The 24,337-nt window shown below is 56.9% G+C and carries 21 protein-coding genes; 11 read left to right on the plus strand and 10 right to left on the minus strand.

Going from position 1 to position 24,337, the window contains the following annotated elements; genetic code table 11:
* Positions 1–226 precede the first annotated feature (226 nt).
* On the minus strand, positions 227–937 hold the full coding sequence (locus NR114_RS18440) for a trehalose-6-phosphate synthase (protein WP_256814423.1): 711 nt from the start codon (positions 935–937) through the stop codon (positions 227–229).
* A gap of 33 nt (positions 938–970) precedes the next feature.
* The gene (locus tag NR114_RS18445) at positions 971–2,350 is read right to left on the minus strand and encodes a glutamine synthetase family protein (protein ID WP_234529419.1); all 1,380 of its coding nucleotides are present in this window, start codon (positions 2,348–2,350) and stop codon (positions 971–973) included.
* A gap of 258 nt (positions 2,351–2,608) precedes the next feature.
* Here NR114_RS18445 and NR114_RS18450 point away from each other — a divergent pair, with 258 nt between their 5' ends.
* Positions 2,609–2,923 carry a hypothetical protein gene (locus tag NR114_RS18450; RefSeq protein ID WP_115060223.1) on the plus strand — a complete coding sequence of 105 codons (315 nt, stop codon included), beginning with the start codon at positions 2,609–2,611 and terminating at the stop codon, positions 2,921–2,923.
* A gap of 39 nt (positions 2,924–2,962) precedes the next feature.
* Here the strand turns inward: NR114_RS18450 and NR114_RS18455 are convergent, their stop codons facing one another.
* On the minus strand, positions 2,963–4,039 hold the full coding sequence (locus tag NR114_RS18455) for a YncE family protein (RefSeq protein ID WP_115060220.1): 1,077 nt from the start codon (positions 4,037–4,039) through the stop codon (positions 2,963–2,965).
* A 587-nt stretch (positions 4,040–4,626) separates the two neighbouring features.
* Between NR114_RS18455 and NR114_RS18460 the strand changes: the two genes are divergently transcribed.
* Positions 4,627–5,763 (plus strand): porin, encoded by a 1,137-nt coding sequence (locus NR114_RS18460; RefSeq protein ID WP_020825050.1) that lies wholly within the window; start codon positions 4,627–4,629, stop codon positions 5,761–5,763.
* A 57-nt stretch (positions 5,764–5,820) separates the two neighbouring features.
* Here the strand turns inward: NR114_RS18460 and NR114_RS18465 are convergent, their stop codons facing one another.
* Positions 5,821–6,639, minus strand: coding sequence for a helix-turn-helix domain-containing protein (locus NR114_RS18465; RefSeq protein ID WP_020825051.1), 819 nt, complete (start codon positions 6,637–6,639; stop codon positions 5,821–5,823).
* A gap of 116 nt (positions 6,640–6,755) precedes the next feature.
* On the opposite strand from NR114_RS18465, the gene NR114_RS18470 reads away from it, so the two are divergent.
* The 8 genes from NR114_RS18470 to NR114_RS18505 all read left to right on the plus strand — a co-directional run bounded on the left by NR114_RS18470 (position 6,756) and on the right by NR114_RS18505 (position 15,057).
* Complete coding sequence (locus NR114_RS18470; protein WP_020825052.1) at positions 6,756–7,151, plus strand: hypothetical protein; 396 nt, start codon at positions 6,756–6,758, stop codon at positions 7,149–7,151.
* A gap of 16 nt (positions 7,152–7,167) precedes the next feature.
* Positions 7,168–8,046 carry a helix-turn-helix domain-containing protein gene (locus NR114_RS18475; protein WP_020825053.1) on the plus strand — a complete coding sequence of 293 codons (879 nt, stop codon included), beginning with the start codon at positions 7,168–7,170 and terminating at the stop codon, positions 8,044–8,046.
* 171 nt (positions 8,047–8,217) lie between these two features.
* Positions 8,218–9,138: a L,D-transpeptidase family protein gene (locus NR114_RS18480; RefSeq protein ID WP_041414166.1), complete on the plus strand. Its 921-nt coding sequence runs from the start codon at positions 8,218–8,220 to the stop codon at positions 9,136–9,138.
* Between the two features lie 506 nt (positions 9,139–9,644).
* A complete protein-coding gene (locus NR114_RS18485; RefSeq protein ID WP_020825056.1) occupies positions 9,645–10,052 on the plus strand; it encodes a biopolymer transporter ExbD in 408 nt (135 codons plus the stop codon).
* Between the two features lies 1 nt (position 10,053).
* Positions 10,054–10,737, plus strand: a complete 684-nt coding sequence (locus NR114_RS18490) for an energy transducer TonB (protein WP_256814422.1) — start codon at positions 10,054–10,056, stop codon at positions 10,735–10,737.
* A 39-nt stretch (positions 10,738–10,776) separates the two neighbouring features.
* Positions 10,777–13,017: a TonB-dependent receptor gene (locus NR114_RS18495; RefSeq protein WP_020825058.1), complete on the plus strand. Its 2,241-nt coding sequence runs from the start codon at positions 10,777–10,779 to the stop codon at positions 13,015–13,017.
* 143 nt (positions 13,018–13,160) lie between these two features.
* Positions 13,161–13,811 carry a MotA/TolQ/ExbB proton channel family protein gene (locus NR114_RS18500; RefSeq protein WP_048762875.1) on the plus strand — a complete coding sequence of 217 codons (651 nt, stop codon included), beginning with the start codon at positions 13,161–13,163 and terminating at the stop codon, positions 13,809–13,811.
* The gene (locus NR114_RS18505) at positions 13,804–15,057 is read left to right on the plus strand and encodes a phospholipase D-like domain-containing protein (protein WP_234529416.1); all 1,254 of its coding nucleotides are present in this window, start codon (positions 13,804–13,806) and stop codon (positions 15,055–15,057) included. The genes NR114_RS18500 and NR114_RS18505 overlap by 8 nt, the downstream gene beginning before the upstream one ends.
* A gap of 21 nt (positions 15,058–15,078) precedes the next feature.
* Here NR114_RS18505 and NR114_RS18510 read toward each other — a convergent pair whose 3' ends face one another.
* The 5 genes from NR114_RS18510 to NR114_RS18530 form a co-directional block, all read right to left on the minus strand.
* A complete protein-coding gene (locus NR114_RS18510; RefSeq protein WP_129942209.1) occupies positions 15,079–16,161 on the minus strand; it encodes a hypothetical protein in 1,083 nt (360 codons plus the stop codon).
* 82 nt (positions 16,162–16,243) lie between these two features.
* Entirely contained in the window at positions 16,244–17,350 is a 1,107-nt protein-coding gene (locus NR114_RS18515; protein WP_129983276.1) for a P1 family peptidase, read from the minus strand.
* Positions 17,351–17,352: 2 nt separating this feature from the next.
* Entirely contained in the window at positions 17,353–18,729 is a 1,377-nt protein-coding gene (locus NR114_RS18520; protein WP_020825063.1) for an APC family permease, read from the minus strand.
* Positions 18,730–18,888: 159 nt separating this feature from the next.
* A complete protein-coding gene (locus tag NR114_RS18525; RefSeq protein WP_256814421.1) occupies positions 18,889–20,397 on the minus strand; it encodes a CoA-acylating methylmalonate-semialdehyde dehydrogenase in 1,509 nt (502 codons plus the stop codon).
* Positions 20,398–20,413: 16 nt separating this feature from the next.
* Positions 20,414–21,754: an aspartate aminotransferase family protein gene (locus tag NR114_RS18530; protein ID WP_217331516.1), complete on the minus strand. Its 1,341-nt coding sequence runs from the start codon at positions 21,752–21,754 to the stop codon at positions 20,414–20,416.
* Between the two features lie 260 nt (positions 21,755–22,014).
* Here NR114_RS18530 and NR114_RS18535 point away from each other — a divergent pair, with 260 nt between their 5' ends.
* Positions 22,015–22,944: a LysR family transcriptional regulator gene (locus NR114_RS18535; protein WP_020825066.1), complete on the plus strand. Its 930-nt coding sequence runs from the start codon at positions 22,015–22,017 to the stop codon at positions 22,942–22,944.
* Positions 22,945–23,078: 134 nt separating this feature from the next.
* On the opposite strand, the gene NR114_RS18540 is transcribed toward NR114_RS18535, so the two are convergent.
* Positions 23,079–24,206 carry an iron-containing alcohol dehydrogenase gene (locus NR114_RS18540; protein WP_256814420.1) on the minus strand — a complete coding sequence of 376 codons (1,128 nt, stop codon included), beginning with the start codon at positions 24,204–24,206 and terminating at the stop codon, positions 23,079–23,081.
* Between the last annotated feature and the right edge of the window lie 131 nt (positions 24,207–24,337).

Here is a 24,337-nt window from a genome sequence, read left to right on the forward strand (position 1 = left end):
AAGCCCGATGAACTTACATAAGTAAGTGATTCGGGTGAGCAATCGTAGCCAACAACGATGCAACTTGAAGTATGACGAGTTTAGGAACAGCTCATCATTGCGGGTTGGGGCTGGGGAAGACATGCGAATTTCAGTCAACGGTGCTATAGGGTGCCGAACGGTTGAAATCCCGGGGTGAGCGGTTGGGCGTTGCAGGGGGAGTGGCAACGCCCCACCGAGGGGCGGGTCAGTAAATCTTTCTGGCGTTGATCCCAGCGGGGAAAATGCCGGTGGCGAAGATGTGCCCGTTAACCTGCAACTGGCCGTCGGGCAGCATTTCGACCGGGTATTCGTGGGTCAGATAACTGAGAAAGTTATTGCGGTCGTCGAGCGTCTGAAAGCCGATCAGGTCGTAGAAAAACAGCGATTCGATTAAGCCGTGGTGCTCGGGGATCTGTCTGAGCAGCGCCGTCGACGGGAACGGCAAATGGAAGAAGAACGCGCAGGGGTTCAGCAACCCCTGTTCTTTCAGCGCCTGGCCGCAGGGCAACAGCTGGTAATCATCAATACAGATGATGTCGTTCGGGCAAACATACTCGCAGGCGATATCGGCGAAATGCCGGTTGAGTTGCCGATAAGCGCGGTAGTTCTCCGGCGTGAAATGCGCCTTTTCCGGGTGGTTATGGAACACTGGCCACAGGCCGTCGTGATAGTAGCCCTGATAGTGGAAGTGAAACTCCTCGGTCGATAACGGAAAGGTCACCTGCTCGTAGCCGCTGCGGTTCTGGTAACTAACTGGGCGCAGCGGCGCATCGCCAAAGTTCTGTACGTCACCGTTCCAGCCCAGCCACAACCCGCGATCGTCGTCGCTCTGGCTGTCAGGCGATAGGGCCTGCGTAGCGCAGGCCAGATCCTTGCTGTCACACTGCTTATTCGAGATCAAAACCAAACGAGACATGCTGCGTTCCTTGTTCAGGTTACGAATAGGGGGTTAAAGCATCCAGCGGGTTTCCGCTTCGGTGACCTGCGCTTCAAAGCGGCGCAGCTCGGCGCTCTTACAGGTGTGCCACAGCGCGGCAAACGCCGGGCCGAGGCTTTCCTGCAACGGCGGAGTTTGCCGGAATAACGCCAATGCTTCCTGCTGGCTGAGCGGCAGTGCCACCGCGTCGCCATTTTCATAGCCATTGCCGCAGGCTGCCGGTGGCAGGGGCTGTGCGTGCTCCAGCCCATACAGCATGCCGCTCAGCATCGCCGCTACGGCCAGATACGGGTTGGCATCGGCCCCGGCCAGCCGGTATTCGATGCGCTGGTTGGCATGGTCGGCGCAGGGTAAACGCAGTGCCACCGTGCGGTTATTGTGCCCCCAGGAGGCGCGCAGCGGCACGTGCATACCGGGACGAAAGCGGCGGAACGCGTTAACGTTGGGCGCGAATATCGCCATCGAGGCTGGCATCAGCGCCAGCATGCCCGCCATCACCTGCGTCATGGTGGCGCTCAACTCGCCCGGCAGGCTTGCCAGCAGGTTGTTGCCCTGCTCATCCTGCAGGCTGATATGAAAATGCAAACCGCTACCGGCGGCCTGAGCACAGGGCTTGGCCATAAAGCAGGCGTGCTGGTGGTGTTTCTCGGCGATCTGGCGCGTCAGCCGCTTCAGGGCCAGCACCTGATCGCAGGCCTCCAGTACGCGAGCGCTGTGATGCAGATTCAGCTCATACTGGCCGGAGGCGGCTTCGGCGACCACGCCGGTCAGCGGCAAGGCCTGCAGCCGGGCCTGATGTTCGATGTCATTGAGCAACGCCTGGTGGCGCTCCGGTGCATCGACAGAAAAACTCTGCGTCGGGCACTGTCCGGCCTCAGCCGGTTGCTGCAGCGGATCCTGCAGATAAAACTCCAGCTCTGCCGCCACGACCGGGAAGTAACCTTTGGCATGCAGGCGTTTGAGCACCCGTTGCAGCACCACACGCGGCTCCAGTTCGCAGGCGTCGCCGTCGGCATTTTTCATCGTCAGCAGCAATTGGGCATGGTGCTGCGGATCGCGGGCGCAGGGCCGCAAGGTTCCGGGCACCGGCAGACACAACCTGTCCGGCTCGCCGGCCTGCTGGCCCAGCCCGCTTTCTTCAATGACCTGGCCGCCAAGATCCATGGCGTAGATCGACAGCGGGAAATAACAGCCTTTATCCAGCGCAAACACCTCGGCGACAGGCAGCCGTTTCCCGCGGAATTGACCGTTCAGATCGTTGAGATAAATATCGACGTGTTCGGTGTCCGGATAGCGCTGTAAATACTGTTCTACTTCTTTGTGGAATGAACGCGCCTGCGAAGCGGGAATATCTGCCAGCAGCGGGTTGAAACCAATAACGTTAGCATGCATGGCAGCCCCCGAAATGAATTAAAGCCGCGGGGGAAATTATTATCAGGGCAGGGTATAAACACATGAGGCATCCGTCTCGTAAGGCCATATTGGCGATGTAATGATGTTATCTGCGCCCCTAAAACCTGTCTGTAAAAACGCCGTAACTTTATTTATAGCCGGAATAAAAAAGGTGTAAATAAGGGGCGTGGCTCTGATGGCCGAAGAATAAATAGCTGCATATACTGCTGAGAGCGACGTTATTCAGGAGCGAAAATAATGATCAGAGTTTTTATCGTGTTTGCCGCCGTGATGACGGCGTTCAGCGCCGGGGCCTCCTCTGAAGCGGCATGGGCCAGCGGCGATAAAGCACTGCAAACCGCCTGCCTGAAAGCCAGCAGTTTGAAAGGGGCCAAAGCCGTCGGCAGCATTATCCATTATGGTGACGACATCGGTTACTCGGCCCTGTTGATCGCTGGGCGCTATCCGCAGGCGTTTATGCATAACAAAGCGGGCAAAGAGCTGTGCCTTTACCAGCGAGCCACTAAAAAGGCGGTGGTTCAGGACGCTGATGGGCTAGCGGGGAAGCCATAGCTACCGATCAAAAAAGGGCGCCGGGGCGCCCTTATGCCGTTATTTCAACGCGATACGGATCACGTCGTCCGGCGCCGTGGCTTCTTTCTCGCGGCTGGAAGCCTGTTTGACGCTCACGTACAGCGTCTGGCCATCCGGTGACAGCGCCAGGCTGTTCGGATGGGTTGGGGTCTTGATGGTTTGCAGCAGCTTGTAGTTCTTGGCGTCGATCACGCTGACCTGGCCAGCCTGACGATGGGTGACATACACCTCATTGCGCGTCGGGTTGAACAGGACCGCCAGTGATTCCGGCACGTCGATTTTGCTCAGAATCTTGCCGTCGCGGGTATCGACCACCAGCACCTGGGCCTGCTTGGAGTCGGTGATAAAGGCGCGATGCGTGGCAGGATCCAGGGTGATGTTCAGGAAGAAGTGCTCTTTGGACTCGTCCAATTTCTTGCGGCTGAGCACCTTGTTGGTTTTGGTGTCGATAGTCACCAGCTCGCCGTCGGCGTTGGTCACGTACAGGCGGCTTGCGGCCGCATCCAGTGCCAGACCGGTACCGTATTTGCCGGTTTCGGTGATGGTGGTGCGCAGGGTCAGGTCTTTGCCGTCTACCACCCAAACCACGCTGGATTCACCCAGCCCGGTGATATACAGGGTGTCGGTGGTGGCGTCGGCCACCAGCTCACGCGGTGCCAGCGGTTTTACCGTTTCGGAGCGTTTCCGCGCATCCAGCACCAGGCGGCCTTTGACCTCACCGGTTTTACCGTCGATGGCAGTGACCGAGTTATTGACGGTGTTGCCGAAGAACAGCGTGTCGGTTTTGCTGTTAATGGCCGCGCCGAAAGGTTTGATATCGTTGTGAATGATCTGGGTGATATCCAGCGTTTGCGGATCCAAACGATACACCACGCCGCCTTTGTCCAGCTTGCGGCTTTGCGAAGTGGCCAGATACAGCGCGTTCTCGCCCTGGCTGTAGACCATCTCGTAAGCGCCTTTGCCGACGGGCTTGCGCAGCAGTTCCGGCTCGCCCTGGGCCAGCAGCGGGGCGGAAAACAGCATTGAAGTCAGCAGCAGCAGTGGGAAAGCGGCGCGTGCGCCAAAGCGGCGGCTGGTCGTTGTTGCAGAGTTCATAACCTCTCCATGGAGTTAAAATGCCTGTCGCCGCAGGGCGGTTGCCCAGAGGCTAAAAAGCTCAACATTGAATTCAAAGCAAAATCCGGCCGGTCGCATCGTGGCGCGCCGGGCCTTCTGTTTGCGAATAATAATCATTATTCATGCCGGAGGGGAGTGATTTCTACCCAGGCTGGGGTGAAAATCACAATGTGAAGAGTGGGTGGAGGGTGATCGTCGCCGTGTCGCTGCGTGGGTTTCCTGGTTTTCCCTGTGGGCAGATAACAAATAATTAATTTAGCTGCGTTATTGTTTGGTCGCTGTAATAATATTTATTTGTTATCTCTTATAATAAAAACCCGATAATAACCGAGGTTTCTTTGGGTTAAAAACTCCGGCTTTGTACGTTATGTGAGCGGTTAATTACATTGTCTTGCATTGAATTACAGTTGAATACTTTTATGGTGAAAAAGTCATCCTGTGGTGGATAATCTCAGGTTATGACATGAATTTTTATAACTTGCGTCATTTGCACACATCGGGTAATTGTTTATGCGTGGCTCAAGACCACCGTATTTATAACAATAATTTTTCGGGCAGGGGTAATAATGAGATATATAAAAACGCCAATATTCATTGGCGGCGTTGTGCTGTCGGCGTTATCCGCCGGCGCGCAGGCAGAAATCACCATTCTGGATAAAAACCCGCAAAGCAATGTGTTGCTGGCACCGCTGAGTTTGAAAGTTGGCGGCAGTATTCGCCCCGAGTGGATATTTAATAATGGCCCGGAGCCGGGATATTATAAAAATGGTCATGACGGCGGCACGCGTTTTCGATTCAGCGGCGACTATGCGCTGACGCAGGATACCTCGGTTATCGGCTACTACGAGTGGGGCGTCGATCTGGCACACGCGCTGAGCTGGGACGGCCACTACAACGAAGACGGCAAACGCGACTATCAGCGCCAGCTGTACGGCGGCTTCAAAGATGACCGCTACGGCACCTTAACCTTTGGTCACCAATACGGCATTTATTATTCGGTTGTCGGCATTAAAAGCGACGTCTGGGATAACGATGGTCATGCGGGCGGCACCGGCATTGGTATTTCCGGCGACTACGACGGCGGTAATAAACCGAAGAACAGCCTGAAATACACCAATGATTTTGGGCCGGTTACCTTATACGCCAACTATTTATTACCGGAAGACGATTTGCACACGGCGGATAATCTCATCTATCGCCGTAAAGGCGGCGGCGGGTTGGGGTTTGATTATAAGGCGACGAAGGAATTAACCTTCAGCGCGGCCTACAGCTACACCGACGCAAAAATCAAAGACAATCAATATAACGAGAAAGAGTATCACCAGCAGTTGTCCGGCACCGCGCTGACCTGGCAACCGAATAACTGGTATATCGTCGGGACCGCCAGCTATTACAAAGACTATGTGCCGAGCACCCGTGAACGTACCTTGTCGCATTATTTCGCCGGGAGCGGTTACGGGGTAGAAGGCTTTGTCGGTTATACCTTTAATATCGACAAGCCTTTCCTGAAATCGATCCAGCCTTATGTGGCTGCGGACTCGCTGCAATTGAAGGGCGACGAGGAGTACCACGCCAATCACGTTTACCTTGGGGCGGGTACCACCATCGGCTACGGCCTGTCGGTGTATGTGGAACGGACGCTGGCCAACAGCAGCGACAACGAACCGGACTCCACCTGGGTGACGGTGTTCTACGACTTCTGATCGCCCCTGACAGACTTTCCAGGCCGGCCTCGTTGCCGGCCTTTTTGTCTGGTTATTTCACAGGGTGATCCAACCACCCTGCGCCCGATCCGCCGCGGTTTTCTCCGCCAGATAGCGTGCCGGCGGTTTGCCGACGGCTTTGCGAAACATGGTGACGAAGCCACTGGCGCTCTCATAGCCCAAATCCAGCGCCACCCGCTGTACGGTCTCCCCCTTGGTCAGGCGTTGCAGCGCCAGCATCACGTGCAGTTGCCGTCGCCAGTGGCCAAAGCTCATGCCCATTTGCTGCTGCAGGGTGCGGTTGAGGGTGCGTTCGCTCATGCCAATGCGCTGAGCCCATTGGCTGAGGGTGGCTTTGTCCGCCGGATCGGCCAGCAGGCGCTCGGTCAGTTGGCGAATGCGCGCGTCATTGGAGACCGGTAAGTGCAGGTTCTCAATCGGCGCGGCGGCCAATTGATCCAAGAGTACGCCAATCAGTCGCCCTTCAGCGCCTTGCTCGTCATACAGCGGATCAAACCCGCTGGCCTGCAACAGCAGTTCGCGCAGCAACGGCGAAACGGCCAACGTACAGCAGCTGGTCGGCAACCCGGCGATGGCAGCCTGATCGACAAACAGCGCGTAACATTCGGTGGCCCCGGTACCCTGAGCGTTGTGCAGCACGTTGCTGGGCATCCAAAGCGCACACTGCGGCGGAACCAGCCACAGGCCGTTTTCCACTTCGCAGCGGATCATGCCGCGCATCGTATAAATCAGCTGCGCTTTTTGGTGCCGGTGATGGGCGACTTCCCAATCCTTGTTAACGGTGGAACCCTGCACGGCAAAAACTGCCCGGGGCACCCGATCGATATCGAAAAGCGGTTGAGTGACAAAAGGCATGAGAATAATTCTCAATTTGGCGCAAATGAAAAACATTATGTCCTGATTGTGCAATGTGGTCTAGTGCTTCCGCCGATAAAGTAAGCGCACGTTTCCGAACTCTTAGGAGAAATCTCATGTCATTAGATTCTGCAACCTTCCCACTGGTCTGGATGCGTCAGCAAGCCGCCGGCGAACCGAAAGATACCCTCGCCGAATTTGCCGAATTCAGCACCTTGCTGCAGCGTGAACAGCCGTTTGTGCTGCTTTGCGATCGTCGTATGGACGAAAGCGGCGAGCAGGATCGCGACGAGCGTACCCAGGTCGCCCTGTGGAAACGCGATCACCGTGAGGCGTTAGCGAAATGGGTTAAAGGTATGGTGCTGATCGAGCCGGACGACATGCGCCGAAAGGCGGCGGAAGAGTTTGTCGATTTCGCCAGCCGTTTCTGGGGTTATCCGGTGATGGTGGTGGCCAGTGAGCAACAGGCCCATGAGCTGGCACAACGCCTGCTCGAGCAGCGGGAACAATAATCAATAAGGAAGCGCCATGTATCAGCAACAGGTAATTGCGCAACTGCTGGCCTGGATTGAAGCAAACCTCGACCAGCCGCTGACGCTGGACGATATTGCCGCCAAATCCGGCTATTCCAAATGGCATTTGCAACGGCTGTTCAAGCAGTTGACCGGCCATATTCTGGGCACTTACGCCCGGCGCAGACGTTTGACCGCCGCCGCGCGTGAGCTGCGGCTCACCCATACCGGCGTGGCCTGCATTGCCGATAAATACCAGTTCGATTCCCAGCAGACCTTCACCCGTTGCTTCAAAAAACAGTTCGGTTTGCCGCCGGCCGGCTATCGCCGCAGCGCGGATTGGTCCAGCCACGGCATGCAGCCGCCGCTGCGGATGGCAGAAGGCCCATTGCCTCAGGGGAGTATTGTCACTCTGCCGGCCATGCAGCTGGTCGGGCGTACCCAGCGCCGCAGCTGCACTCTGGGGCAAATGCAACATTCGAAAAATGAGCTGCGCCAATACGTGTGGAACCAGGTGCTGCAACCCGAAGTCGCGCCACCGGCGGTAGTCTACGGCCTCACCAGTCTGGAAGCGGACAACCGACAGCTTGATGGTCAACGCATGGCCTATACACTGGCGCTGGCAGATGAACAGGCCGAAGGGGAGCAGATCCTGATCGAGCAGGGCGATTACGCCAGCTTTACCTATCAGGGGCAGGTCGAAGAGTTGCCAAACTTTGTCGATCGCCTGTACGACTCCGCGATGCCCATGATGAAAGCTGTACGCCGTCCCGGGCAGGATATCGAGCGTTTTTACCCGGCACAGGGGGAGGTTTGTAATGCACGTGGTACGGCGATCCGCTGTGAATATCTGATCCCGATTCGCCGAACGTCACCGCCGGCCGCTGTGCTTTAACGGCAGTTTTCACAGAAAAACCTCTTCGTGCTGCACCAGGTTACAAAAAAGTTCGATATTGCGCTGGTAATGTTTCACACTTAGGCCGATGTGCACATATAATGCGCATCCGGTCATTTATGGCCGCATAACCTATATTGATAACTGCCAGTGGCCACTACCAACACGAAGATGAAAATGAGCATTCGCGCGTTACTAACCCTGTTTACGGCACTGGTGGCTTTCAGCCAGGCTGCCTTCGCCGTTGTATATCCGTTGCCTGCCAAAGACAGCCGTCTGGTGGGTGAGAACATCCAGATCACCGTACCGGAAGACAGCAAGCTGCCGCTGGAGAGCTTTGCCGCTCAATACCAGATGGGCCTGAGCAATATGCTGGAAGCCAACCCGGGTGTGGATCCTTTCCTGCCGAAAGCAGGCAGCACTCTGACCATCCCACAGCAGTTGATCCTGCCGGATGCGCCACGTGAAGGCATCATCATCAACAGCGCCGAGATGCGTCTGTACTACTACCCGAAAGGCACCAACACCGTGATCGTGTTGCCAATCGGTATCGGCCAGTTGGGCAAAGATACGCCGCTGAACTGGACTACCACCGTGCAGCGCAAGAAAGACGGCCCAACCTGGACGCCAACTGCCAAGATGCGTGCGGAATACGCCGCTGACGGCGAGATCCTGCCTGCAGTATTCCCGGCCGGTCCGGACAACCCTATGGGGCTGTACGCGCTGTACGTCGGTCGTCTGTATGCGATCCACGGTACCAATGCCAACTTCGGTATCGGTCTGCGCGTGAGCCACGGCTGTGTGCGTCTGCGTGCTGACGACATCAAGTTCCTGTTCGAAAACGTTCCGGTCGGCACTCGCGTGCAGTTCATCAACGAGCCGATCAAAGCCAGCGTTGAGCCGGACGGTTCCCGTTACATTGAAGTGCACAACCCACTCTCTGCTAACGAAGAACAGCTGAAGTCCAAAGATCCGGTGCCGTTGACCATCTCTGCGCCAGTGGGCAAAGTGATGATGGACCCGGCGGTTAACCAGAGCGAAGTGGACGCGGCAATCAAAGCCCGTTCCGGTATGCCGGTTAAAGTGAACTGATTGATTCAGTCGCTGTAGAAAAGGCGCCTTAGGGCGCCTTTTTTTATGGCTAAAAAACACCGTTTTGCGCAGGCCTCCGCAGTTCTTTGCTTTTCGTTACCGCTGCCGCTTTAAAGGTCCGGTACTGTTAGCAAAAAACAGATTTTCTCGTTGCCTTAAACGGGCATCGCGAAGCTGTAGGTGGGCAAAATTGCGACAGGGAACTGCCGGGAGGCCCGTCGCTGAAACATCTTTCTCTGGTGCAAAAACGCGGTCTGGAGATCTTGCTGTAGAGTGTCAGAATAATCACAGCTTACCTGCCTATGCATCACCGCTATAAGTCCTTTCTGGCAATTATTCCTCAAAAAATCATCGTTAATTAATTGGTTATATATCTCATCCGACTAGTGATTGCCTGAGAAAAAACTCTCAAAACCTCTGCATTGTGAAAATAAGATCACACAAACGTAACAAAAGATAAACATAGGCTCTCTATATTGGCTGCTTTGCTTTTGGGAGGGAGTGCCATGCGTAACTGGAACGAGCCGAAAAAGAACAAAGCGCACATCGAACTGATCCCGATGATCGACGTGATGATGTTTTTGCTGGTGTTTTTTGTGTTGATTAGCCTGAACGTGATCCCGGCCCTTGGGCTGAAGACTCAGTTGCCGTCCGCCGGTAGCGCTCAGCAATTGAAGCCGCAGAAGAAGGCGATCATTACCCTGGGCGCTGAGGAACAACTGCAGCTCGACGGCCAGCCGATAGCGCTGAGCGCGCTGGTCAGCACGCTGAAGCAGCAGCAGCAGGAAAACCAGACCACCACCATTATCGTTAATAGCGACAAAGGCGTTGCGGTAGAGCGCTTGGTCGCGGTGATGGATAACCTGCGCCAGGGCGGTTTCTTCTCCGTCTCCATCGCCACACGGAAGCTGTGACATGTATCTGCTCTATCGCTCACGTCACCTTTTCAGCTGGTTGCCGGCGCTGATCGTCGCGGGCTGCGTGCTGTTCGCCAGCCAACAGGCGGCGCTGAAAATTCAGCCGCGCTATGACGAAACCGCCATGGAGCTGGCATTGGTCGAGCCGGAACCTGAGCCCCTTCCTGAACCTGTGGTGCCTGCACCTGAACCGATTGTCGAGGCCAAACCGGTGCCCAAGCCACAGCCGAAACCCAAACCCAAGCCGGTGAAAGAGAAAGCCAAGCCGGTGGAAAAGGCCAGACCCGCCGCGGTGCCGGCAGCGCCGAGAACCTTGGTCAGCAAGCCCGCCGCACAGCCCGCTCCGCCAGCCCCAGCGGCACCGAAGGTGAATGCGCAGGCAATCGAAAACGGTTATCTGCAGGCATTGCGCCATGAGCTGGAGCAGCGCAAGCGCTATCCCAGCGGGCGGCAGGCTTCGCTTGAACGGCCGCAGGGCAACGTCGAGGTGTGGCTGGAGGTAGATCGCAGCGGTCGGGTGATCTCTTCCGGCATCACCAATAAGGCCTCCAGCATGCTGCTCAACCGTGCGGCGCTGAGCAGTTTGCAAAGTATCAGCCAGGTGAAGCCGTTCCCAACTGAGGCTTTCAACGGGCAAACAACCAAAAGATTTTCAGCCACGTTCAATTATCAGGCGCCTTGATGCCTGGCATAACAGTTTGATTTTTATGGGATGGAAACAATGAAATCTTTCAATCGATCTGGGATTTATCTGGCAGTGATGTCGGCGATGTTACCGGGTGCCGTGCTGGCGGCGGACTCGACCGACGTCGGCACCATCAACGTTAAGGGGCAGTCGCTGGGCGGCGGCATGATGGTGCAGGAGGACAGCGCCAAGTCGCGTTCCACCATCACCAAAGAGGCGATGGATAAAATGCCAGCGGCGGCCAACGCCATCGACAAGCTGAAATACACGCCGGGCCTGAACGTCAACAGCGACGATGCCAGCGGTCTGAGCGGCGTTGATTACACCATGCGCGGTATGAGCTCCGATCAAATCGGCCTGTCGATGGACGGGATCCCGATCAACGATTCCGGCAACTATGCGGTTTACCCGAACCTGCTGGGTGATTCAGAGAACCTGGGGGAAGTGTTCGTCACCCAGGGATCCTCGGAAGCCGACGGCCCGCACATCGGCTCCAGCGGCGGCAATATTGGCCTGGTGACGCGGCGTCCGTCTAAAGACTTCGGCGGCTTCGTCAAACAGACGCTGGGCAGCAACAACCTGAGCAAAACCTTTGCCCGTCTGGAGACCGGTGAGTACAACGGCTTCAGCAACTGGATTTCCTATTCGCACACCGAGGCCAAAAAGTGGCGCGGGGAAGGGCGCTTGTACTCCAACAAGTTCGAGATGAACTCGTTGTATGAGGACGGTAACGGCAACAGCAGCAACCTGATCATGAAGTACAACCAGCAAAATAACGTCAACTACAACACCCGCAGCAAGGCTCAGTTCGCGGAAGACCCCCGTGGCGATTATGACACCACGCCGTCCTACAATAACCGGGGCCAGCTGACTCGCTATTACAAGCTCAACCGTAATCCGTTCGAGAATTTCAACCTGACGTTCACCCAGAAGCTGCAGCTGCGCGACAACCTGGCGTTAACCCTGCAACCCTATTACTACTGGGGGAACGGCGGCAGCTTCAGCGGCCAGAGCGCGTCGGTACTGTCCAGTACCTCGGATCGGGCCGGTCAGTATGACCTCAGCAACTTGCAGTCCAACACCTATTACCGTCCTTCCTGGACCCAGACCTGGCGGCCGGGTATCACCACCAAGCTGAAGTGGGACATCAACGATCAGCACAGCCTGGATATCGGCTACTGGTTTGAACGTGCGCGTCAGTCGCAGACCCAGCCGTTTATCGGCATCAAGGACGACGGCAACCCGCAGCAGCTCTCGGGTAAACCGGGCGGTTCCGATCAGGTGAAGGACGCCAACGGCAAAACCGTGCAGGGGCGTAACCAGTACACCATTACCCCGGCGCAAAAAGTATGGCTGCAGGACACCTGGTTCGCGACGCCGGACTGGACCTTCGTCGGCGGGCTGGCCTATCAGTACGTTGAACGAAAAGGCGATAACAAGGGCAGCCTGTATAACGTGCCGGAAAAGCGTGATGCCAAATACCATGAATTTCTGCCTAACTTCAGCGCCAGCTACAAGCTGAACCCGGAAAACCAGGTGTTCTATAACCTGACGCGCAACATGCGCACCCCGCCAAACTACGTGTTGTACAACGTCGGCGATTCGCTTAGCACCAAGCCTGAACTGAGCTGGAACCATGAGCTGGGCTGGCGTTTCGAGCGTGAAGATATGCTGCTGAGCGCCTCGCTGTTCTACTTGCGCTACAGCGACCGTCAAATCTCTACCACCAATCCGGACGGTGACTACGAGATGATGAACATCGGCAACGTAGAGAACAAAGGGCTGGAACTGGAGTGGAGCGGCCAACTGCCGCATAACTTCAACTACTACACCTCGTACACCTATACCGAGTCCAAGCAGAAGAGCGACATTGTCAGCAACGGCGGCCTGCCGCTGCCGACCAGCGGTAAAGAAGTGCCGAACGTGCCGAAAAACCTGCTTAACGTGACCCTGGGTTATGACGACGGTTTGTATTACAGCAGCGTGAGCGGCAAGTACGTCAGTTCGTTCTACGGCGACCTGACCAATGACGAGAAGATTGGCGGCCGGACTGTATTCGATCTGGCGGCGGGGGTGCATTTGCCGGTGGACAAGAAGATCGTCAAGAGCGCGGCGCTCCGCTTCGGCATCAGCAACCTGTTTGACAAGGAGTACCTGACTTCGGTGCGCTCCACTACCTTCAACGCCGCGCCTTATAACGGCGTAAGGGCCAGCACGCCTTACTACAACGTCGGGGAAGAACGTACCTTCAGCGTATCGCTGGAAGCCACCTTTTAACTATTTATACCCTATGGCTTTCAAGTTGCAGCCAGGCGGCCAACTCGCTCATCCCCAGGCGCTTACTTAAGTAAGTAACTGGGGTGAGCGAGTGCAGGTAACAACGCTGCGGCTTGAAAGACGACGGGTAAGAGGACTGAACGATGAATGCCAATCTGCTACACGACATTATTTTCTACGTGATGTACGCCGCGCTGGCGATTGCACTGGTGATCATTATCGAACGTGCGTTGTATTTCGCCTATACCCAACGCCAGGCGCGTCGACTGGAGCAGGCGCTGACGTTGGATGTGCACCGCACGGCCGATCTGCCGGATGAGTTGACCCAGCGCAACAGCCTGCCGCTGGCGGTGATTTCACCGGTGCTGGAGCAAAAACACCGTGCCGGTGACCGCGAGGCGATCGGTGATTTGATCGACGCTCAGTATTTGTTGAGCAAGCCGCTGATGGCGCGGGGCCTGTGGTTGCTGGAAACTATCGTTACCGCGGCACCGCTGTTGGGGCTGCTGGGCACGGTGATGGGGATTATCGAAACCTTTAAGGCACTGGCTGCCTCGGGAGTGTCCGAGCCGAGCCTGGTTTCTGCCGGGATGGGCACCGCGCTGTACGCTACCGGACTGGGTATCGCCATCGCGCTGCTGTGCCTGGTGGGGAACAACTATCTGCAAAGCCGCATGGAGCGCATTAACGAACTGTTGAAGGTACTGCTGATCCGCGCCGGTGCGCCGGGCAGCCGCCCGGAAAACGGCAGCCGTGAGCAACGGGTTGACAACGAGGTGCCGCGCTATGCCTAATGGCCGTCATTCACGGTGGCCATTAGGCCGCCTTTACACTGCGTTATGGGGTGGTTGCCTGTTGATGTTGAGCCAGAATGCGGCGGCGCGCTTTGAAATTCCCGGCTACGAGCTGGTGTATACCGCACCGGTAGAAACCGCGTTGCAGGCGGATGACCTGCGCAACACTGCCGAAGTGTGGCAGCAGATGTTTGATGCGGCGAAAACCCGCATCGATCTGGGCCAGTTCTACGCGGCGAACCAACAGGGTTCGCTGCTGGATGGCGTGCTGCAGCATCTTAAAGCGGCGGGGGAACGTGGGGTAAAAATTCGTTTCCTGATGGAGGAGAAGGGCATCCGCATTTCTACTCCCGAAACGCTGGAACAGCTTAAGGCGATCCCGAATCTGGAGCTGCGTATCATCCCTTACCAGCGGCTGAGCGGCGGCATTCTGCATGCCAAATACCTGCTGGTGGACGGTGAACAGGCATTTGTCGGCAGCCAGAACTTTGACTGGCGCGCGCTGGCGCACATCCATGAAACCGGGCTGCGCATCAGCGATGCCGGTGTGGTGCGGCAGATCCAGGCGATCTTCGAACAGGACTGGCAGGCGCAGGCGTTGCTGGCGGCGGAAAAACCGGTGCCCCAGCTGACGTCCCAACCCACGGTTGAACCGCTGCAGAGCAATTACCTGGTCGCCAGCCCGCGTGCCTACAACCCGGCGGGCGTGATTGATTCGCAGCTTGAGCTGCCGCGCCTGTTGGCCTCGGCCAGGCAGCGAGTGCGGGTACAGGTGATGGACTACGCGCCGTTGTCTTTTGGCCCGGACCGCACCCGGCCTTACTACGCCGTGATCGATAACGCCCTGCGCAGCGCTGCCGCGCGCGGTGTGCAGATTGAGCTGATGGTCGCTAACTGGAATACCAAAAAGCCGGATATCGCCTGGCTGAAAAGCCTGGCGCTGGTGCCGAATGTGCAGGTGAAAGTGGTCACCATTCCGCCGGCAAGCAGCGGGTTTATCCCGTTTGCCCGAGTGATCCACAGTAAAATCATGACCATCGACGGCGAGATCGCCTGGGTAGGCACCAGCAACTGGACCGGCGGCTATCTGGACAATTCGCGCAATCTGGAGATTGTGCTGCACGACGTGAACATGAGCCAGCGGCTGGACAAGCTGTACAGCCAACTGTGGGACAGCCTTTACGCCGAACCGCTGAAACTGGATTACGACTACCCGATGCCCAAACCGGGCGGCGAATCTCAATAGTGTGAAATAGCGTGGTGGTTATTATTTATCGTTGGATGATGTTTCACATTTCTGCTCTTTAAAGGAAAGGGTGTTATCGCCAAAATAAGCAACGGAGACCACCCCTTTTTCCAATTCAGCGACTGTCGCTTCAGGGGGAAGATTATTACATTGGTAGTTGGGGTGATAATGAAGCTCAACAAGGAATTTTTTTGCGATAAGACTGAGGGTTGGTGAGCTGATGTCATAAGTACTTTGCATGCCTATGACCATTAAAGAAGCCAGTATGAGAGGCGCCGCTATGCGCGGCAGCATGATGAGCTTTTTCACTTCTAACTCTTTGTTCGCATCGGGTGAGAGATGTTTCTTCCCGGTAATAAGACGCTGCGCCGTGCGTTTAATAAAGTTCGGTGCAAATATTTGCAGCGGCATGGTGACGAACATTGGAATGAGAATGGCTAACCATTCTAATACGGCCATTGTGATAACGCACAGCAGGATGATGCTCAAGTAAGCGATGGGTGTATACAGGGTCGCGACTATCGTGGTCATTTCCGGGAAAAAACGCGCGTTAGTGTGGGTGAGTTCTGTTAGCCAACTCTTTGACATGGCAGTTGAAATGTAAAAGGCCAACGTTCCTATACCGGCTAGCAGGACTTTTCCTGCCAATCTTGCCCAGGTTTTTCTTATCACCCATTCACACCTGGATTTTAAATCTAACAGGGCTGCGAACGCATAGATCCCAATGCTGATCTGTAACATCAGCAGGCTTTGAGCGTTAATCAGGAAAGCGTAGGGAATTTGCAAGGTAATGAGAAATGTGGCGACATAAAGCAGGAACTCTGTCGCAAGCGATAGCTTATAAAATTGCCGGGTGTTGATCACTAAACGCCAATAGCGTCTGATTAGCTTTTTTTTGATTGTGGGAAACAGAGCAACGGTTCTAAGCAACAATAAGGTCGGCATCGCCATAAGCAAGCACAGGGTTATGGCATAAATAATATAATTTTTGTTGTAGAGAAATAGCGCGAAGAAGACCAGTAAAACGCTTACCACAAATTGGATGCGTCGTTTCCCCGGGGGGATCCTATTTAAAATGGATTTGAGCGAGAGGCGGCTCATCATTAATTCCTTGAGAATCAAAAAATGGACGCCGCCCAGAGTAGCATTTTTTAGTCTGTCCTCATAACCAGAGCAGACATTGAAATTATTTCCGCCAGCCGCTTTTTTCCAGTGCCGTCAGCAACTGTTCGGCGCTCAGTCCCTCCGCCCGATGGCCATTGCCGGAAACGGTATTGGCGGCCAACAGGGCATTGATAATCGCCTCTTCCACCGCTTCTGCCGCTGCGGCAAACAGCTCGGAGATGTAATCGTTGTTCACCATGCGCAGCGGGGTGGTAAAGGCCCCTTTGTTGGCGTAGTCGGCAGGGGGGAGGCTGTCATTGCCGGTGGCGAAGGCGATAAAAATGTCGCCGCTCGAGTCTTCGGTACCGCCGCCGGTGCGGGCAATGCCGATGCTGGCACGTTGGGCCAGACGGGCGCATTGGTGCGGCAACAGCGGGGCGTCGGTGGCCAGGGTGACGACGATCGACCCCATTCCCGGGTGCGGCAGCTGCGGTGTAAACGGCGAGTGAATATGTGCCAAATGACGGCCCACCGGATAACCGCCCACCAGCAGCGACGCGCGTTTGCCGTGGTTGGCCTGCACGATGGCACCGACCGTCCAGCCACCGCGATCGGCAGGCAGGCGGCGCGAAGCGGTGCCGATGCCGCCCTTGAACTCATGGCAGATCATGCCGCTGCCGCCACCGACCGCACCTTCCTGGGGTAATCCTTCGTGTGCCGCCTGCAGTGCTTGCCGCACATGTTCAGGCTTGACGTGAAAACCGTTGATGTCGTTGAGCAGGCCATCGAAGGTTTCCATTACCACCGGCATATTCCAGTACACCGCGTCGTCGGCCGGCAGCGCTTCACGTTCCAGCGCGATCAGGCTGTCACGTACCACGCCGACGCTGTGGGTGTTGGTGAAGGCGATTGGGCTGGTGAGCAGGCCGGCTTCGCGGATCCACTCCAGCCCGGTGGCGTCGCCATTGCCGTTAAGCACATGCACGCCGGCAAAGCAGGGGGATTGCCGGGCCTGGCCGGCACGCGGTTCGATCACCGTGACGCCGGTACGCACGCTGCGCCCGTCGGGCAAATCGGCGTGGATGCTGGCGTGGCCGACGCGAACGCCGGGCACGTCGGTGATGGCGTTCAGCGGGCCGGCAACGCCGTGGCCGATTTTAATGCCCAAATCCTGAGCGCGCTGCGACATGGCTATTCTCCTTCAATTGAGGGTTCAACGTGCGGGATAGCCTGCCGGGTGCGCATATAGCTCAGCAGCAGGCCAAAGCAGAGGATACCGGCAATGATAATAAAGTCTTTCAGGCTGCTGGCGATCAAAATTGTCCATAACACATACAGGCAGCCGATCAGCGCGATCGCCACCGGCAGCGGCCACAGCGGCATCAGATACGGGTGGTGGAAACGTACGCGGCGGCGACTGATCAGCGCGGCGACGGCCATGATGATGTACACCAGCAGCAGCAGGATCACGGTAAATGAGGTCAGATCGCCGAGGTTGGAGCAAAAGGCCAACAGCGCCGAGGGAATACCGAACAGCAGGGTGGCAATCCAGGGCGTGCCGAAACGCGGATGGATGATTTTCAGCGCCCGGTTCACCTGCGGCAGCCAAAAACCGTCACGCCCGCTGGAGAACATCATGCGGCTAAACTGCGCCACGATGGCGATAATGGCGTTGAACACCGACAGGTAAATCGCGCCGCTGACCACCCGCGCCAGCGTCGGCCCACCCAGTTGGCTGACCACGTAGCCGACCGGATCGGCCTGTTTGGCCATTTCCGCCAGGGACGGCGCGCCAATCAGCAAAGCGGTGAAGGGCAGCAGCTCGACCAGTACCACGATCGCCAACGTCAGCATGATGGCGGTGGCCATGGGTTTGCCCTGCTCGCGCATGTCCTCCGCCATATACACCGCGGCACCGTAGCCGTTATAGGAAAACAGCGCGACGCCGACCATGGCGACGATCAGCGGTACGGAAACCGGTGCCAACACGCCTTCGGGGTTTAGCATCACCGGCGCGACGAGGATGTCCGCACTTTGGTGCGGGGTGCTAAAGCCCAACCAGGCGATTAACCCCAGCACCGCGATTTCAACCACCAAAAAGGTGCCGGTCAGCAGCGCATTGGCCTTGATGTTGAAAATGGCGCAGGCTCCGCCGATCAAGATGGTGATCATCCCGGCGGTAGAGGCGTCGAACTGAGTCCCCAGCGCGGTGTTCAAATAAGGCACGGCACCGGTGGCCAGCACCGCCGGTACGAACAGCGCGGCGCTGAGAATAAACAGGTAAGTTTGCAGCCCGCACAGGGTGCCGAACAGGCGTTTGATAATGCTGTATTCGCCCCCGGCGCTGGGGTGCGCCGCACCGAGTTCGGCGTAGCACAGGGCAATAGTGGCGGCGATAAAGGCAGCGATCAGAAATGAGATAAAGGCACCGCTACCGGCGCTGGCGATCGCCAGCGGAGCAATAACGAAAATTGAGCTGGCGGGCGTGACGCCGGAGGCGGTAATCATCACCACGTCGAGGACGCTGAGATTACCTTTGAATTTGTGTTCTGGTGTGGGCTCAGTCATTCAAAACTCCATTAACGCGTTAGTGGGTTATTTTGCGGGCGGCGATCGTGCGGTAGAGCCTTGCGATGGCATGTCGCTGCCCAGGCCTGATTAAATGGAGCGCGTGGAAAACAAGGCGAATTTCTTCGCCTCTAAAAAATCATTATGATTATTATGAAATTACCCTTGCCCGGACGGGAAGCTGAAGGTGGCATGCTGGGCATCATGGGAAGAAGGCCAGCGCTGGGTAATGGTTTTGCGCTTGGTGTAGAACCTGACGGCATCCGGGCCGTAGGCGTGCAGGTCGCCAAACAGCGAGCGTTTCCAGCCGCCGAACGAGTGATAAGCCACCGGAACCGGCAGCGCAACGTTGATCCCCACCATACCGACCTGAATATGACTGGAAAAATAACGCGCCGCCTCGCCGTCGCGGGTGAACAGGCAGGTTCCGTTGCCGTACTCGTGGGCGTCTATCATCGCCATCGCCTCTTTCAGCGATCCGACCCGAACCACCCCCAGCACCGGGCCGAAGATCTCCTCCTGATAAATCCGCATGCCCGGTCGCACGTGGTCAAACAGCGTTGGGCCAAGGAAATAACCCTGGCTGATTTGCCCGCTGTCGTCCCGCACCGCCAGCTCGCGACCGTCGACCACCAGGGTAGCTCCCTCCTCAACACCCTGATTGATATAGCCTTTCACTTTTTCATAATGCTGTTGGGTGACCAGCGGCCCCATGTCGTTGCGGTTATCGTTACCGGCACCGACCCGCATGGCCGCCATTTGCCGCTGTAACCCGGCAACCAACGCGTCGGCCGTGCCGTCTCCTACCGCCACCACCAGCGGGATGGCCATGCAGCGTTGTCCGCAGGAGCCGAACGCCGCACCCATCAGCGCACTGACGCTGCCGGCGATGTCGGCATCCGGCAGCACCACAGCATGGTTCTTCGCGCCGCCCAGCGCCTGCACCCGTTTGTTCTGGCCACAACCGGTGTGATAGATGTGCTCCGCTACCGGCGTAGAGCCGACAAAGCTGACGGCTTTGACCCGGGGATCGTGCAGCAGGGTGTCCACCGCCTCGCGGTCGCCGTTGACCAGGTTCAGCACTCCCGGCGGCAGCCCGGCTTCGGACGCCAGTTGAGCGATATACAGCGTGGAGGAAGGGACGCGTTCGGAAGGTTTCAACACAAATGTGTTGCCGCACACCACCGCCATTGGCCACATCCACAGCGGTACCATCGCCGGGAAGTTAAACGGCGTGATGCCTGCCACCACTCCCAGCGGTTGAAACTCGCTCCAGCTGTCGATGCCCGGCCCGGCATCCTTGCTGTGTTCGCCTTTCAGCAATTCCGGCGCATAGCTGGCGTACTCAATATTCTCGATGCCGCGCTGCAGTTCGCCCATGGCGTCGCTGAGCACTTTGCCATGCTCGGCGGTGATCAACCGGCAGATGGCATCGGCATGCTGTTCCAGCAGCGTTTTTAGACGCATCATCACCCTGGCCCGCTTTAGCGGTGGCGTATCGCGCCAGGCTGGGTAGGCTTGCTCGGCGGCGTCGATGGCGCTTTCTACCGTGGCGCGGTCGGCCAGTAACACCTCCTGATGCGACAGCCCGGTAGCCGGATCGTAAACCGGCTGGCTGCGGGTTCCGCCGGTGGCGGACTGGCCGTTGATCCAATGTGCAATTGGCATGGCTTGCGCTCCTTTATTATTCGGTTGCGTTGATAGCGTCGCCGAGGGCGTTGATCAGCGAGTCGATCTGCGCCTCGCTGCTGATAAACGGCGGCGCCAACTGCAGGGTGTCGCCGCCATAGCGGACATAAAACCCGCTTTCCCAGCAGCGCATCGCCACTTCATACGGCCTGCGTGCCGCTTCGCCCGGTCGGGCCGCCAGCGTGATACCCGCCGCCAGACCGAAGTTGCGAATGTCGCTGACGTGGTTGCTGCCCTGTAAGCTGTGCACTGCACGTTCGAAATAGGGGGCCAGCGCCTGCACCCGTTCGATCATCTGTTCGCGTTCAATGATATCCAGCGTCGCCAGCCCCACCGCACAGCTGACCGGATGGGCGGAGTAGGTGTAGCCGTGCGGGAATTCGAGCAAATATTCCGGTTCATCGGTGGCCATGAAGGCCTGGTAAATCTCGGGGCGAACTACCACGGCCCCCATCGGCTGTGCGCCGTTGGTGACCTGTTTGGCAATATTCATGATGTCCGGCGTGACGCCGAATGCCTCGGCGCCGGTCAATGCGCCGCAGCGGCCGAAGGCGGTGATCACTTCGTCAAAAATCAGCAGAATATTGTGTTGAGTGCAGATCTCGCGGATGCGTTGCAGATAACCGACCGGCGGTACGATCACCCCGGCCGAGCCGGAGAAGGGTTCGACTATCACCGCGGCGATGGTCGAAGCGTCACGCAGTGTGATGATGCGGTTGAGTTCTTCCGCAAGCTCGGCGCCTTGCTCGGGCATGCCGCGCGAAAAGGCATTTCCCGCCAGTTGGGTATGGGGCAGGTGGTCCGCTTCGGCGCTGGCGCCAAAGGCTTTACGATTGCCGGCAATGCCGCCCACCGCGATGCCGCCAAAGTTAACGCCGTGGTAGCCCTTCTCGCGACCGATAAAACAGGTTTTGCCCGCCTGGCCCTTGGCTCGCCAATAGGCACGCGCCATTTTTAACGAAGTGTCTGCCGCTTCGGAGCCGGAACCGGTGAAAAACACATAGTCCAGCCCGGCCGGGGTCATGGCCTTGATTTTGTTCGCCAGTTCGAAAGATAAGGCATGGCCGAACTGAAACGCCGGGGAATAATCCAATCGGGAAAGTTGCCGGTGAGCGGCATCGGCAATTTCCTGGCGGCCATGGCCCAATCCGCAGCACCACAACCCGGATAACCCGTCAAAAATCTTGCGACCGTCCTGGCTGGTATAATAAACGCCTTGCGCGTGGCTTATCATTCTCGGGTTGGCTTTAAAATTACGGTTGCCGGTAAAGGGCATCCAATGTGCTTCTAACCATTCACGGTCGGCTTTATTTTCACGTTGATTTAAATCAGCCATTTTTCCCTCCGAGGGGGAGAATAGGTACGGTTAATTAACTATGCCCGTCATCTTTTAAATTGCAGCGTTGTTATCTGCACCAGCTCAGCCCAGGTACTTACTTGAGTAAGTACCTGGGCTGAGTGAGCTGGACGCCTGGCCGCAACTATAAAAGCTAGAGGGTATAAATAAACGTGTTAATGAATTGTTGAGTGAAATTGACTATGTTCTGCTTCTTCACTAATGTGAATAATCATATGTCGAAACTTACTTAAGGTTTTATGCAAGTAAAAAAGCGCGCATTGTTGGGCCAGTTATCGGATATGGATCTGCGGTTGCTGCGGGTATTTAAGGCGGTGGTCGACTGTGGCGGCATGAGCGCCGCCGAGCTGGAGCTGAATATCAGCCTGTCGACCATCAGCAAGCATATCAAGGATTTGGAACAGCGACTGGGCCTGACGCTGTGCCACCGCGGGCGCGAGGGGTTTGCGGTTACTGACGAAGGGCTGCTGATTTATCAGGAAACCGTGAATCTGTTGGCGGCGACCGAGGCCTTTCGCCGTGGGGTGGATGATGTGCATCAACGCCTGGGTGGGCAGCTGCACGTGGCGATATTCGACCATACCGTCAGTAATCCTCAGGCGCATATCGGCCGGGCGATTGCTTTATTCAGCGAGCAGGCGCCGGATGTCTCTTTGCAAATGTATGTGGAACCGATAAATACCATTGAACGCGGCGTCATTGACGGCCAATTTCAAATTGGCATTATTCCCATGCACCGCAGTGCGGAAAGTTTATCTTATAGTTCGTTATTTCATGAGAGGATGTTCTTATATTGTGGCGCGCAACATGAATTATTTTCCGCTAACCATGAAATACTAAATTGGGATCTGTTGCACAATTATGCCTTTGCCGGATTAGGCTACCATTCGCCGAATATGGAACTGAGCCTGCAGCAGCATTTACATCGCAAGGCAACGGGGTTTGCCCAGGAGTCGATCGCGACCCTAATTCTTTCCGGTAAGTACGTCGGCTTTCTTCCCGACCACTATGCGGCGTTTTTTGTCGCGCAAAATATGATGCGCGCCATCAAACCGACGCTGTTCCGTTATCACTGCGAATATTCCAGCGTGCTGCGGCGTTCGCCCAGCCCGCAGCGGGTGGTCAAGCTGTTCCACGAATGCCTGCTGGCGGCTCATGGAACAGCTTAATGTTTACTGATCTTTCTTCTTGCCAAAAATCTTGATCAGCAAGCCGACCAGGATGCCAATCGCGATGCCGGTGAAAATCCAGCTGATGATGCCCATGTCCAATCTCCCGCTATTACTTTGATCTGATTATATAATCATTCGATGCGGAATGCGCCTTCGATCATCTGCTGCCGCTGCGGCGCGCTGTAGTCGATCAGCGAGTTCTTGCTGTTGGATTTTGCCAGCGTCACCGCCAGTTCGTCGGCGGAAATCGGCAGGTCATCCTGCCAGAAACTGGCGATGGCATTGCGGGTAATAAAGTCGATCAGGTAGCGTTCCGGGCTGTCATGCTGCTCGGGGAACAGGCGGGCGGCAAGCTCAGCCATCAGCGCCCGCTGCTGCGGTTGTTCGCTTTTCGCCAGCAGTTCGAGGAACGGCAGCAGCAGGCGACCACAGACCTGGCCGTGGTGATAATCGCGCAGGGCGCCAATCTCGCCGGCGATGCCGTGGATCACTCCCAGCCCAGCGGCGCTCAGCGTCAGGCCGCCAAGGTAAGAGGCTTGCATAATCGCCTCGTGAGCCTCGGCGCTGCGGTTGAGCGCAGGCCAGGCCTGCAGGAAGTGGCGAATGCCGGTCAGCGACATCTCGCGCGTCATGGTATTGGCGGTTTTGGACAGATAGGCCTCGAACAGGTGGGTAAAGGCGTCGATGGCGCAGTAGGCCAGCACCTTGTCCGGTGACCCTTGCAGCAGCTGCGGATCCAGGATGGCGGTGTGTGGCACAAAGTTGTTATGGCGCAGCGAGGCTTTCACCTTGCTCACCTGGGTGTCGGTGATCACCGCATTTTGCGTGACTTCACTGCCGGTACCGGCGGTGGTCGGGATGGCAATCAGCGGCAGGGTTGCACCGCTGATTTTTGTGTCGCCGATCTTTTCCATATAGCGCAGGGTGGGCAACGGGTGCTCGACCAGCGCGGCAAAGGCCTTGGCAGCATCCAGCACGCTACCGCCGCCAATGGCTACCACGCGTCTTACCTTGCCGCGCCAGCGCGCGACCCAGGCGTCTATCTCTTGCGGTGAAGCCTCGTGACTGACGATTTCGGTGCCGAGCAGCAGTGGCGTCAATGCGTCTGCCAGTGAGGAATACACCGCGCCATTGAGGAATGATCGGCAGCTAAACAGCAGCGTCGGCTGTGGCTCGGCGGTCAGTAGCGGGATCAGTTGGCTGATGCTGCCGTGGCCGAACCAGGTCTGGCGGTTGGCAATGGTCAGGCTGGTAGTCATGTTCTCTCCTTGGCACGCGAAAACCACAGCATAAGCCAGCCTCTGCGGCTGAACCACTGCTTTTCGCTGCCTGAAAGGGATTCCGTTAATATATTAATCCAGCCTCGTTAGGCCACGCCGCAATAATCTGG

It is taken from the genome of Serratia sp. Ser99 (assembly GCF_024519545.1).
Classification (GTDB): domain Bacteria; phylum Pseudomonadota; class Gammaproteobacteria; order Enterobacterales; family Enterobacteriaceae; genus Serratia; species Serratia liquefaciens.